Annotated in this window: 11 protein-coding genes; 5 read left to right on the plus strand and 6 right to left on the minus strand. The window is 73.1% G+C overall.

All coding sequences use genetic code 11. The features are described 5' to 3' along the window. Nucleotides 1-73 precede the first annotated feature (73 nt). The gene (locus ACGFRB_RS30815; protein WP_361232470.1) at nt 74-1,573 is read right to left on the minus strand and encodes a PLP-dependent aminotransferase family protein; all 1,500 of its coding nucleotides are present in this window, start codon (nt 1,571-1,573) and stop codon (nt 74-76) included. A 111-nt stretch (nt 1,574-1,684) separates the two neighbouring features. Here ACGFRB_RS30815 and ACGFRB_RS30820 point away from each other — a divergent pair, with 111 nt between their 5' ends. From ACGFRB_RS30820 to ACGFRB_RS30835, 4 genes are all read left to right on the plus strand, one after another. Beyond that, complete coding sequence (locus tag ACGFRB_RS30820) at nt 1,685-2,401, plus strand: YitT family protein (protein WP_393247748.1); 717 nt, start codon at nt 1,685-1,687, stop codon at nt 2,399-2,401. A gap of 109 nt (nt 2,402-2,510) precedes the next feature. Then, a complete protein-coding gene (locus ACGFRB_RS30825) occupies nt 2,511-3,275 on the plus strand; it encodes a glycerophosphodiester phosphodiesterase (RefSeq protein WP_393247750.1) in 765 nt (254 codons plus the stop codon). Nucleotides 3,276-3,304: 29 nt separating this feature from the next. Beyond that, nucleotides 3,305-4,771: an MFS transporter gene (locus tag ACGFRB_RS30830; protein ID WP_393247752.1), complete on the plus strand. Its 1,467-nt coding sequence runs from the start codon at nt 3,305-3,307 to the stop codon at nt 4,769-4,771. A gap of 255 nt (nt 4,772-5,026) precedes the next feature. Then, nucleotides 5,027-5,401 carry an RNA polymerase-binding protein RbpA gene (locus tag ACGFRB_RS30835; protein WP_015032218.1) on the plus strand — a complete coding sequence of 125 codons (375 nt, stop codon included), beginning with the start codon at nt 5,027-5,029 and terminating at the stop codon, nt 5,399-5,401. Nucleotides 5,402-5,638: 237 nt separating this feature from the next. Here the strand turns inward: ACGFRB_RS30835 and fxsA are convergent, their stop codons facing one another. The 4 genes from fxsA to ACGFRB_RS30855 all read right to left on the minus strand — a co-directional run bounded on the left by fxsA (nt 5,639) and on the right by ACGFRB_RS30855 (nt 9,735). Further along, on the minus strand, nt 5,639-6,232 hold the full coding sequence (fxsA, locus tag ACGFRB_RS30840; RefSeq protein WP_363010041.1) for an FxsA family membrane protein: 594 nt from the start codon (nt 6,230-6,232) through the stop codon (nt 5,639-5,641). Nucleotides 6,233-6,444: 212 nt separating this feature from the next. Further along, nucleotides 6,445-7,221 (minus strand): polyprenol monophosphomannose synthase, encoded by a 777-nt coding sequence (locus ACGFRB_RS30845; protein ID WP_361232482.1) that lies wholly within the window; start codon nt 7,219-7,221, stop codon nt 6,445-6,447. Nucleotides 7,222-7,489: 268 nt separating this feature from the next. Beyond that, nucleotides 7,490-9,103: an amidohydrolase gene (locus ACGFRB_RS30850; protein ID WP_363010038.1), complete on the minus strand. Its 1,614-nt coding sequence runs from the start codon at nt 9,101-9,103 to the stop codon at nt 7,490-7,492. A gap of 191 nt (nt 9,104-9,294) precedes the next feature. Further along, nucleotides 9,295-9,735: an Lrp/AsnC family transcriptional regulator gene (locus ACGFRB_RS30855; protein WP_361232488.1), complete on the minus strand. Its 441-nt coding sequence runs from the start codon at nt 9,733-9,735 to the stop codon at nt 9,295-9,297. Between the two features lie 222 nt (nt 9,736-9,957). Here ACGFRB_RS30855 and ACGFRB_RS30860 point away from each other — a divergent pair, with 222 nt between their 5' ends. After that, entirely contained in the window at nt 9,958-10,326 is a 369-nt protein-coding gene (locus ACGFRB_RS30860; RefSeq protein ID WP_363010036.1) for a hypothetical protein, read from the plus strand. A 268-nt stretch (nt 10,327-10,594) separates the two neighbouring features. Here the strand turns inward: ACGFRB_RS30860 and ACGFRB_RS30865 are convergent, their stop codons facing one another. Beyond that, nucleotides 10,595-11,779 (minus strand): acyl-CoA dehydrogenase family protein, encoded by a 1,185-nt coding sequence (locus ACGFRB_RS30865; protein ID WP_393247755.1) that lies wholly within the window; start codon nt 11,777-11,779, stop codon nt 10,595-10,597. Nucleotides 11,780-12,126: the final 347 nt, after the last annotated feature.

Below are 12,126 nucleotides of genomic sequence, written 5' to 3' on the forward strand. Positions count from 1 at the left end.
CCAAAGACCGCGGTGCGGCGGGGACGGCACGCTTCAGGAGCACTCCGCCGCCCTGGCCGCTGCCCGGTCCGTCCTATGCCACGAAGGACCGGGGCGACTCCACGCCCGCGCCGCCGCCCGCCCCGACCAGCCGCGCCGCGGCGGCCAGCCGGGCCGCCGCCTCCTCGGCGACCGGCCCGGCGACGGTGAACGGCAGCCGGACGTACCCCTCGAAGGCACCGTCCACCCCGAAACGCGGCCCCGAGGGAACCCGGATGCCGACCCGCTCACCGACCTCGGCGAGCCGCGAGCCGGACAGGCCCCCGGTGCGCACCCAGAGGGTGAGCCCGCCGCTCGGCACCTCGAACTCCCACTCCGGCAGCTCCTTGCGGACGGCCGCCACCAGCGCGTCGCGGTTCTCCCGGGCCTGGTCGCGGCGGAGCGACACGGCCTCCTGCCAGCCGCCGGTGCGCATCAGCCAGTTGACGCCCAGCTGCTCCAGGACGGGCGTGCCGAGGTCGGCGTAGGCGCGGGCGGCGACCAGGGAGCGGATCACGTCGGGCGAGGCCCGGACCCAGCCGATCCGCATGCCCGCCCAGAACGCCTTGCTCGCCGAGCCCACGGTGAGCACGGTGGCACCGGCCGGGTCGAAGGCGCAGACCCGGCGGGGCATCTCCAGGCCCTCGTCCAGGTACAGCTCGTTCATCGTCTCGTCGACCACCAGGACCGTGCCGGCGGAGCGGGCGGCCTCCACCAGCTGCCGGCGCTGGTCCTCGTCGGCGAGGGCGCCGGTGGGGTTGTGGAAGTCGGCGACGACATAGGCGAGACGGGGCGCCGCGTCGCGCAGCACCTGGCGCCAGCGGGGCAGGTCCCAGCCGCCGAGGCCCTCGGCCATCGCGACGGGCACGAGGCGGGCGCCGGTCTCCCGCATGAGCTGGAGGATGTTGGCGTACGAGGGGGATTCGACGGCGATCCGCTCGCCGCGCCCCGCGAAGAGATGGCAGATGGCGTCCATGGCCCCCATGGCACCGGTGGTGACCATGATCTGCTCGGGCATGGTCGGGATGCCGCGCTCGGTGTAGCGGTCGGCGAGCATCTGACGCAGCGCGGGGAGTCCGGCCGGGTAGTCCCCGTGAGTGTGGGCGTACGGCGGCAGCTCCTCCAGGGCGCCCTGGATGGCGCGGGTGAGCCAGGGTTCGGGGGCGGGCAGCGCGGCGCAGCCGAGGTCGATCATGGAGCCGAGGGACTCGGGCGGCAGCGGTTCGAGGCCCCGGGCGGGCAGCGGATTGCCGGCCGGGACGGCGGTCCAGCTGCCGGCGCCGCGCCGGGATTCGAGGAAGCCCTCGGTGCGCAGCGCCTCGTAGGCGGCGGCGACGGTGGTGCGGCTGACGGAGAGGGCGACGGCCAGTTCGCGTTCGGCGGGCAGCCGGGCGGCGACGGGGACGCGGCCCTCCAGGACGAGCAGCCGGATGCCGTCGGCGAGGGCGCGGTAGGCGGGCGGCTTGCGGGTACCGGGAACGGTCGGCCGGGCCCGCTGGGCCTGGATCTGCCGGGCGAGCTGGGCCGGACCCACAGCCGAAGTCCACTGAGCCATGGAAATCAGTCCACCTTCCGCGAATTGGCCATGGTTGGCCGGTGTTCTCCCGCCACAGAGTGGCATGAGCCAGTCCACTCGCACCACCCGGTGATCTCAGGGGGGAAGTCCGTGTCCATCGCCTCCGGCCTCCGCGGCCGTCATCTCACCCGCCGGCTCGTCCAGCTGTACGCGGGGCTCGCGCTGTACGGGGTCAGCGCGGCGCTGCTCGTGCGCGGCGGACTCGGTCTGGAGCCCTGGGGCGTGCTGCACCAGGGACTCGCCCGGCTGACCGGGCTGAGCATCGGGGTCGTGTCGATCATCGTGGGGGCGGTCGTCCTGCTCCTGTGGATACCGATGCGGCAGCGGCCGGGCCTCGGCACCGTCTCCAATGTCTTCGTCATCGGTCTGGCCATGGACGCGACGCTGGCCCTCATCCCGGAGCCGGGCGGTCTGCCGGTCCGGATCGCGCTGATGCCGCTCGGCATCATCCTCAACGGCGCGGCCACCGGTCTGTACATCGCGGCCCGCTTCGGGCCCGGCCCGCGCGACGGCCTGATGACCGGGCTGCACCGGCGGACGGGGCGGTCGATCCGGCTGGTGCGGACGGCGATCGAGGTGGCGGTGGTCGCGGCCGGCTTCCTGCTCGGCGGCTCGGTCGGCGTCGGCACGGTGCTCTACGCGCTGACGATCGGCCCGCTCGCGCAGCTGTTCCTGCGGGCGTTCGCGGTCACGGAGCCCGTCGTGAAGTCGGTCATGGAGTCGGTCGCCGAACCGGTCGCGAGGCCGGTCGCGGCGCCGGGGTCCGCCGGCGCCCCGGAGGTGCCGGCCGGCGCGCGGACGCTCTGAGCGGAGCCCTCCGAGCGGGCCCGGCCGATCCGGCCCTGATCCGCCGGACGGCCCCTGGGCGTTCCGGCCCGGTCACCCCGGCGACACCGGCCCGGTCCATACTGCGGCGGTGACTCGCGAACGCCACCCCTTCCTCGATCATCCGGCCCCTCTCCCCTTCGCCCACCGCGGCGGCACGGCGGACGGCCTGGAGAACACGGCGGCCGCCTTCCGGCGCGCCGCCACGGCCGGTTACCGCTACTTCGAGACGGACGTCCACACCACGGCCGACGGCCGGCTCGTCGCCTTCCACGACGCGACCCTCGACCGGGTCACGGACGCGGCGGGCCGGATCCGCGATCTGCCGTGGTCGGCGGTGCGGGAGGCCCGGGTGGCGGGCCGGGAGCCGCTGCCGCTCTTCGCGGACCTGCTGGAGGAGTTCCCGGAGGCCCGCTGGAACGTGGACCTGAAGACCGAGTCGGCGCTGGAGCCGCTGCTCGGCACGATCCGCGCGGCGAACGCCTGGGACCGGGTCTGTGTGAGTTCGTTCACGGAGGCGCGGGTGGCCCGGGCGCAGCGGCTCGCCGGGCCGCGCCTGGCCACCTCGTACGGTGTGACCGGCGTCCTCGGGCTGCGGCTGCGCTCACTGGGCATACCCGCGGCGCTGCGGTCCGGGGCGGTCGCCGCCCAGGTGCCGGAGCGGCAGGCCGGGGTCCCGGTCGTGGACCGCCGGTTCGTCCGCGCGGCCCACGCGCGCGGGGTCCAGGTGCACGTGTGGACGGTGAACGAGCCGGAGCGGATGCACGCCCTCCTGGATCTTGGCGTGGACGGGATCATGACCGATCATCTTCAGACGCTGCGCGGTGTCCTGACCGATCGCGGTCTGTGGATCTGAGCGCGCGTACCGCCACAGGGGCCAAGGGCATGAACGAGGGGGGCGCGGCGTTGACCGACGTCGACACGACCAAGCGGCCGGACGGCGATCCCGCCGACCCCGCCGGACCGGCCGTTCGCACGGATCCGGACGCACCCGCGGATCCGGCCGCGCGCCGCCGCGAGCAGCGGGGCTGGTACTTCTACGACTTCGCCTGCTCCGTCTACTCGACGAGCGTGATCACGGTCTTCCTGGGCCCGTATCTGACCTCGGTCGCCAAGGCGGCGGCCGACGCGGACGGGTTCGTCCATCCGCTGGGCATTCCGGTGCGGGCGGGTTCCCTGTTCGCGTACGCGGTCTCCGCCTCCATCGTCGTCGCGGTCCTCGTGATGCCGCTGGTGGGCGCGGCGGCCGACCGTACGGGCCGGAAGAAGCCGCTGCTCGCGGCCTCGGCGTACCTGGGCGCGACCGCCACGGCGGGGATGTTCTTCCTGGAGGGCGAGCGGTATCTGCTGGGGGCGTTCCTGCTGATCGTGGCGAACGCCTCGCTGTCGGTGTCGATGGCGCTGTACAACGCCTACCTGCCGCAGATCGCCGGACCCGACGAGCGGGACACGGTCTCCTCGCGCGGCTGGGCGTTCGGCTACACCTCGGGCGCCCTGGTGCTGGTGCTCAATCTGGTCCTGTACTCCGGCCACGACTCCTTCGGCCTGACCGAGGGCATGGCGGTACGCATATGCCTGTCCTCGGCGGGCCTGTGGTGGGGCGCCTTCAGCCTGATACCGCTGCGCCGGCTGCGCGACCGCCGGATCGCGCGGGCGGCGGGCAGCGATGCCGATGGTTCCGGCGCGGCCGGTACCGGCGCCGGTGCGATGGGGGGCGGCTGGCGGCAGCTCGTGTCGACCCTGCGGGACATGCGGCGCCATCCGCTGACGCTGGCCTTCCTGATCGCGTACCTGATCTACAACGACGGCGTGCAGACGGTGATCTCGCAGGCCTCCGTGTTCGGCTCCGAGGAGCTGGGCCTGGACCAGACGACACTCATCACGGCGGTGCTCCTGGTGCAGGTGCTCGCCGTGGCGGGGGCGCTCGGAATGGGCCGCCTCGCGCGCGTGTACGGCGCGAAACGCACGATTCTCGGGTCGCTGGTGGTGTGGACGGCGATCCTGGTGGCCGGATATTCCCTGCCCGCCGAGGCCCCGGCGTACTTCTACTGCCTGGCGGCGGCGATCGGCCTGGTGATGGGCGGCAGCCAGGCGCTGTCGCGGTCCCTGTTCTCGCATCTGGTGCCGCGCGGCAAGGAGGCGGAGTACTTCTCGGCGTACGAGATGAGCGACCGAGGACTGAGCTGGCTGGGTCCGTTGGTGTTCGGTCTCGCGTATCAGCTGACCGGGAGCTACCGGGATGCCATCATCTCTCTGGTGATCTTCTTCGGCGTCGGTTCCGTGCTCCTCGCGCGGGTGCCGGTGCGGCGCGCGGTGGAGGCCGCGGGGAACCCCGTACCGGCCCGGATTTAGACGTGGAAGTGAATGGGCGGTAGTGTACGCCTTTGGCCTGCCAGGCGGACCGTTACTGCGTACTCACTTGGTGAAGACGTTGAGTGACATCTCCTGCCAGATGTGACAAAACGGGCACTGGTGGGTACAAAAAGGGGCGGCACGACGGGCGACGCATGACCCGGAACGGGAATCTTTACCGCCGACCGGACGTTGACCGGATGACGACGACAGCGACACCTGTCCTGTGGGCGACAAGCCCGGGAGGCACGATTCATGAGTGAGCGAGCTCTTCGCGGCACGCGCCTCGTGGTGACCAGCTACGAGACCGACCGCGGCATCGATCTGGCCCCGCGCCAGGCGGTGGAGTACGCATGCGAGAAGGGGCATCGTTTCGAGATGCCCTTCTCGGTCGAGGCGGAGATTCCGCCGGAGTGGGAGTGCAAGGTCTGCGGGATCCAGGCACTCCTGGTAGACGGGGACGGCCCCGAGGAAAAGAAGGGCAAGCCGGCGCGTACGCACTGGGACATGCTCATGGAGCGGCGCACCCGTGAGGAGCTGGAGGAGGTGCTGGCCGAACGGCTGGCGGTCCTTCGTTCCGGCGCCATGAACATCGCGGTGCACCCGCGCGACAGCCGGAAGTCCGCCTGACGGACCCACGGTCACAAGAGATACGCCGCGGGGCCCGGTACACATCGTGTACCGGGCCCCGCGGCGTATCCGCGTATCCGGACGGAGGAGATCCGGAAAAGATCCGGAAAGTCCGAAGGGGCGCGGGCCACGGCCCGCGCCCCTTCGAGCGGAATACTCGGTCGGGATCCCGCCGCCGGCGCCCCTCGGTCCATAGGTGAGGACCGGGCGGCACCAGGCCGGGACCAGAGGTTCGCGTCAGGGCATCAGGGGCGGGCGGGGCTCGTGGGGCTCACGCGGCCCCTGGGGCCCGTCCTGCCGGATGACCTCGCCCTGCACCACCTTGCCGTCCGGGCGGCGCATACGGGCCTGCTGGAAGGCGTCCTGGAGGCTTCCGGGAGCGGCGGCGCTCATCCGGCGCTCCATGGTCTTCTCCATGTACCGCCCGGCGGCCGTACGGACCTGCGGGATCAGCAGCAGTAGACCGACCGCGTCGGAGACCAGGCCGGGGATCATCAGGAGCAGGCCGCCGAGCATCAGGAAGCCGTTGCGGTCCTCCGCGCCCGCCCGGTCGGCCTCGGTGGGCGTCTCACCGCGCTGGACGGCCTCCTGGGCGCGCTGGAAGGTGCCGGTGAGGTTCGCGAAGGCGCGCCGGCCGGCCCGTTTGATCACCGTGGCGCCGAGCACGGCGCCGCCGACGAGCAGCAGCAGGACGGTGACACCGCCCGCCGCGCCGGCCACGACGGTGAGCAGCCAGATCTCCAGAACCAGCCAGGCGGCGAAGCCCAGCGGCAGGAAGGTGCGCGCACGGGAGCGTCGGGGGGTGGAAGAGGGCGATGCGCCGGTCGTCATGCTTTCCAGTGTGCCTGGCGGCCCGTGGGAACGTCGTAAAGGAAGATCGTCCACGCGCGCGGGAAGCACCCGGCGCTCCGCACGTCCGGGCCGGTCAGGGCGGTAGGGGCCATCGGAACGGCCGACACGGCCGAGCCGGTCGAGGCCGCCGGAACGGCCGGGACCACCGGAATGGTCAGGACTGCGGAGTGGCGGTCGGAACTACGAAACGGTCAGGACTGCTTGCGGCCGAGCAGTTCGCCGGCCTTGCGCGCACGAGCGGACAGACCCCAGCCGGTGACCCGCCACAGCGCCTCGACGAGGATGTCCTTGCTCATCTTGGAGTCGCCGATCTCCCGCTCGACGAAGGTGATGGGCACCTCGACGACATGGAAGCCGGCGGCGACGGCACGGCGGGCCAGGTCGACCTGGAAGCAGTAGCCGGCCGAGGCGACGTCGTCGAGGCCGAGGCCCTCCAGGGTGCCGCGGCGGAAGGCGCGGTAGCCGCCGGTGACGTCGCGGATGGGGACATCGAGCATGAGCCGGGAGTAGAGGCTGCCGCCGCGGGAGATGAACTCGCGGGACTTCGGCCAGTTCACGATCCGGCCGCCGGGCACCCAGCGGGAGCCGAGTACCAGGTCCGCGCCCTTGAGGGCGGTGAGCAGCCGGGGCAGCTCCTCGGGCTGGTGGGAGCCGTCGGCGTCCATCTCGACGAGGACGTCGTAGCCGTGCTCCATGCCCCAGCGGAAGCCGGCCAGATAGGCGGCGCCGAGGCCCTCCTTGCCCTTGCGGTGCAGGACCTGGACGTGGTCGTCGTCGGCGGCGAGTTCGTCGGCGATCTTCCCGGTGCCGTCGGGGCTGTTGTCGTCGGCGACGAGCACGTACGCCTCGGGCACCGCCTCCCGTACGCGCGAGACGATCGGCTCGATGTTCTCCGCCTCGTTGTAGGTCGGGATGATCACCAAGACCTTGCCGAGCGGGCCGTAACGCCTCTGGCCACCGTCGTTCACTGCTGTCCCTTCGGGATACCTGCGAGAGCCCCCACCATAGCGAGCCTCGCGCCGGGGGTACGTACGGGACCGGGGACCGGTGCCCCCGGCCGGCCCGGAACCCTGCCGTCCAGGGCGCGCCCCGGACGGCGAAACCTTCCTTCGCGGCGCGATGGGGCTCCCCGCCGGGCCCCGGCACCCCCCTCGCCCGGGCCCGCTCGGCCCGCGGCGGCGAGAGGGCGGAGAGCCGGGGGCCGGTGGGGGCGGAGACCTTCGGAACGCCTCTAGGTCACTCGTTCGGCCGTACGAAAACAGTCTGCCCCGACACGACGGTCTCCAGACAGACCGGGAGCGCGGCCCCGGGGGTCAGATCCGGCAGGCCGGGCGTCCCCGAGCGCGGGTCGGTGGACCAGCGCGCCACCCGGTCGTCCGGCGCCTGGACGACCAGCTCGCCCGCGCGCCAGACCGCGTAGTCGGCGGGGGCGCCGGGCACCAGGGTGCCGGCGTCGTCGCGGCCGACCGCGCGCCAGCCGCCCCGGGTGTGCGCGGTGAACGCGGCCCGCACCGAGACCCGGTGCTCGGGCGTCCGGTGGAAGGCGGCGGCACGCACGGTCCCCCACGGGTCGAGCGGCGTGACCGGGCTGTCCGACCCGAAGGCCAGCGGCACACCGGCGCGCAGCAGGGCGGCGTACGGGTTGAGGGCGCGGGCCCGCTCGGCGCCGAGGCGGTCGGCGTACATGCCGTCCGCACCGCCCCAGTACGCGTCGAAGGCCGGCTGTACCGAGGCGGTCAGGCCGAGCTCGGCGAAGGCGGCGACCGACTCGGGGGTGAGCATCTCGGCGTGCTCGACGCGGTGCCGGGCGGCCCGGATCCGGGCCAGGCCCAGCTTCTCGGCGGCGGCCCGGACGCCCTCGACGACGGCGTCGACGGCGGCGTCGCCGATGGCGTGGAAGCCGCCTTGGAGGCCGGCCTCGGTGCAGGCGACGATGTGAGAGGTGACGGCCGCCGCGTCGAGGTGGGCCACGCCCGTGCCGGAGTGGTCGGCGTACGGCTCATGCACACAGGCCGTGTGCGAGCCGAGCGAGCCGTCGGCGAACAGGTCGCCGGCCGCGCCGAGGGCGCCGAGCTCACGGGCCCGGTCGATGTCGAGGTCGGCCCAGTAGCCGACGATCCGGGGACCGGGTTCGCTGCGGGCCAGGTCGAGCAGCCCGGTGAAGTCGTCCTCGGAGGAGATGTCGGGGCCGCCGCACTCGTGGAGGGTGCCGATGCCGAGCGAGGCGGCGTGGTGCCGGGCGGCGCGCTGCGCCTCGGTGCGCTGGCGCGGGGAGAGCGCGGCGTAGGCGGCGGCGCGTACGGCGTGATGGGCGGCGCCGGTGAGGGGCTGCTGCCCGTCGTGGAAGCCGTCGAGGGCGCGGACGCCGGGCACGAGGTCGAGCAGGGCGGTGGTGACGACGGCCGAGTGGACGTCGATCCGCGTGAGGTAGAGCGGACGGCCGCCGGTGAGCGCGTCCAGTTCGGTCCGGGTCAGCGGGCGGCGCTCGGGCCAGCGGGCCGCGTCCCAGCCGTGTCCGATGAGGATGCGGTCCTCGGGGCGCGCCTCGGCGTAGGCCCGGATCCGTTCCGCGGCGTCGGCGAGCGAGGCGGCGGACGACAGGTCGAGGCCGGTGAGGGCGAGGCCGGTCGCGGTGGTGTGCACATGGGCGTCCACGAACGCGGGGGTGACGAGCGCGCCTTCGAGGTCGACCACCTCGTCCACGCCCGCGGCGAAGGCGTCGGCGGCGCCCTCGGAGCCCACCCAGGCGACGTGCCCGCGCTCCACCACCATGGCGGTGGCGAAGGGATCGGCGGGGCTGTGGACTTCTCCACCGCGCAGCAGCACGGTGCGGTCTTCGTACACGCTCATGCGACCAGGCTAGGACCTGCCGGGACCCGGTTTGTCCCCCGGGCCCCGCATCGGGGCGCTCCGGCGGCCCGGGTGATCTTGGTCCCGGCCGCTTCCGGGCCCGGCCGGGACCGCCGGGAGGGTCCCGGACGAGCGTCCCGACAGCCCGGTCGAGAGCCTTGGCGAACACCCCGGCGGCGTACCTGACAGGGCTAGATACGGGGCGGTCTGGCCTCGTACGGAGTGGACAGGACCACGGTGGTACGGCTGGCCACATGCGCCTGTGAGCGGATGCGGCCGAGCAGGTGTTCCAGCTCCAGCGGGGTGGCGACGCGCACCTTGAGGATGTAGTTCTCCTCCCCCGCGACGCTGTGGCACGCCTCGATCTCGGCGATGTCGGCGAGCCGGTCGGGGGTGTCGTCGGGGGCGCTGGGGTCGAAGGGTTTCACCGAGATGAAAGCGGTGAGCGGCAGGCCGACGGCCTCCGGGTCGACGACAGCGGCATAGCCGCGGATGACTCCGCGCTGCTCCAGACGGCGGACGCGCTGATGCACAGCCGAGGTGGACAGGCCGGTGGCCTTGCCCAGGTCGGTGTAGCTCATGCGCCCGTCCTTGACGAGCAACTCGACGATCTGGCGATCCAGCTCCTCCATGCGGTGACCCTAGTGCCCCGGAAGGGGAGCGGAACAGTCGGGGAGGGCCTCTATGCTCCGGTTCGGGCCACCCTGAGGCACCTGTGACGCTCATGTGACGAACGCCACAGGTTTTACGGGGCCTTGGGCGGGGGCTCACGGTTATGCGGCGGGCCGCATGGGAATTGCTTGCTGTGGTCACGGCCGCAGATCCGGCCGGCCTGTTCGAGGGGGAGATTCTCCATGCAGGAGTCCGTTGATTCCGTCGACTCGTCAGACGAGCGCGACGCGTACGACACCTTTGAGATGTACCGGGTGATCTGCCCGGACTGCGTGCAGCCGATCGCGCTGCTCGCGGACGAGGACGCCTTGCCGGAGCACGCGCTCTGCCCGTCCCCGTGGAACCCCTTCGTCCTCACCGTCTGCTCCGGGACGGGGCGGCCCGCCGCCGACGCCCGGCCGGCGGACGAGACGCTGGAGGTCCAGGAGCAGGACACCGCGCTACTGCTGACGCTGCCGCAGGGGCTGGACTGGCGGATGCAGCCGTTCTCGCACGTGGGCGGGCCGGGCTCGCGCCCGATCAAGCCGGCCCAGCTGCGTCGCGCGGCCTGAGGCGGCGCGGGGCGCGGCGCAGGCCCGGGAGGGCGCCGGCCTGAGGCGGCGCATGCCCGGGACAGCGCCGGCCCGAGTCGGTGCCGGCCCGAGGGGCCGCCGGGGGGCGGTCCCGGGGCGGGCGACCGGGCCCGGGTGCCGCGCGGGCGTGGTGGGCACGGTGAGCGCGCCGGCGTGGCCGGTGCCGGGGCGGCGCGAGGCCGGCGGCCCCGGGCGTTCCGGCCCGCCGCGTCCTCTCCGTACTCTCCTGCCGCCCTTGTCGGCCTTGTCAGCCTTGTCGGCGGGATTCCGGTCCGGCGAGATGGCGGGCGATGACCACACGCTGGATCTGATTGGTGCCCTCGACGATCTGGAGCATCTTCGCCTCGCGCAGAAAGCGTTCGACGGGGAAGTCCGCGGTGTAGCCGTAACCGCCGAGCACCTGCACCGCGTCCGTGGTGACCCGCATCGCCGCGTCCGAGCAGAAGAGCTTCGCCATGGCCGCCTGCTTCGTGAACGGCCGTCCCTCGTCCCGCAGTCGCGCCGCCTCCAGGTACAGGGCCCGCCCGGCCTCGATCCGGGTCGCCATGTCGGCGAGCAGGAACCGCAGGCCCTGGAAGTCGGCGATCGGCCGGCCGAACTGACGCCGCTCCCGGGCATATGCCACAGCTGTGTCCAGTGCGGCCTGCGCGAGCCCCACCGAGCAGGCCGCGATCCCGAGCCGCCCGGAGTCGAGTGCGGCCAGCGCGATGGCGAAACCCTGCCCCTCCGCGCCGATCCGGCGCGCGTCGGGGAGCCGTACTCCGTCCAGGTGCACCTGGGCGGTCGGCGAGCCGCGCATGCCCATCTTCCGCTCGGGTGCGGCGGCGCTCAGGCCCGGCGCGTCGCCCGGCACCAGGAACGCGGTGATCCCCTTCGGGCCGTCCTCGCCGGTGCGGGCCAGCACCGTGTAGAAGTCGGCGATCCCGCCGTGGGTGATCCATGCCTTGGTGCCGTCCAGGACCCATTGCCCGCCGTCCCGGACGGCCCGGGTGCGCAGGGCGGCCGCGTCGGAGCCGGAGGAGGGTTCGGACAGGCAGTACGCGCCGAGCAGCCCGCCGCCCAGCATCGCCGGGAGATGCGCGGCCCGCTGTTCCTCGCTGCCGAACTCGGCGAGCGCGTGACAGGACAGGCTGTGCACGCTCACGCCGAGGGCGACGGTGAGCCGGGCGGCGGCCAGTTCCTCCAGGACCTGGAGGTACACGGTGTAGGGCTGGTCGCCGCCGCCGTACACGGAGTCGTACGGGAGGCCGAGCAGGTTGGAGGCGGACAGCAGGGTGAACAGCTCGCGGGGGAAACGCCCCTCGGCCTCCTCCTCGGCGGCGCGGGGAGCGATCTCGCGCGCGGCGATCTCGCGTACCAGCGCGAGCAGTTCCCGGGCCTCCTCGGTGGGCAGCCGGCGTTCCACGAACCGCCCCTGGGCGTGGTCGGGCATGGCGGGCGCTCCTTCCCCGCCGGGCCCGGGCGGCCCGGCACAGCGCCGATGCTGCCCCGGGGCGGGCCGCGCGGGCGGGCGGCAGGCGGCCGAAGGGGCGGAGTGTGCCCGTTCGGCGGGGCCGGAGTCCTCGGCCGGACGTCCCGGCAAAACCTAGGAGGTGCTCCGAACCACTCACGGGACGCAAACAAGTCCTTCCGAATATCCGTGGACCGCGTTTCATGAGCACGAGATGCCCACTCTCGGATTATCAAGATCCACATCTTGCGTTTTCCAGGACCCGCGGGCAAGATCCATAAGCTGGATGGCCTATAACCGGCACAACCTGGGCGCCGCGAAATCGCGGC

The organism is Streptomyces sp. NPDC048718 (assembly GCF_043198875.1).
Classification (GTDB): Bacteria; Actinomycetota; Actinomycetes; order Streptomycetales; family Streptomycetaceae; genus Streptomyces.

Bases quoted from the DNA above. Each gene is read 5' to 3' on its own strand.
- ACGFRB_RS30815 (WP_361232470.1), bottom strand. From the start codon at position 1,573: ATGGCTCAGTGGACTTCGGCTGTGGGTCCGGCCCAGCTCGCCCGGCAG.
- ACGFRB_RS30830 (WP_393247752.1), top strand. From the start codon at position 3,305: ATGAACGAGGGGGGCGCGGCGTTGACCGACGTCGACACGACCAAGCGG.
- ACGFRB_RS30835 (WP_015032218.1), top strand. From the start codon at position 5,027: ATGAGTGAGCGAGCTCTTCGCGGCACGCGCCTCGTGGTGACCAGCTAC.
- fxsA (WP_363010041.1), bottom strand. From the start codon at position 6,232: ATGACGACCGGCGCATCGCCCTCTTCCACCCCCCGACGCTCCCGTGCG.
- ACGFRB_RS30850 (WP_363010038.1), bottom strand. From the start codon at position 9,103: ATGAGCGTGTACGAAGACCGCACCGTGCTGCTGCGCGGTGGAGAAGTC.
- ACGFRB_RS30855 (WP_361232488.1), bottom strand. From the start codon at position 9,735: ATGGAGGAGCTGGATCGCCAGATCGTCGAGTTGCTCGTCAAGGACGGG.
- ACGFRB_RS30860 (WP_363010036.1), top strand. From the start codon at position 9,958: ATGCAGGAGTCCGTTGATTCCGTCGACTCGTCAGACGAGCGCGACGCG.
- ACGFRB_RS30865 (WP_393247755.1), bottom strand. From the start codon at position 11,779: ATGCCCGACCACGCCCAGGGGCGGTTCGTGGAACGCCGGCTGCCCACC.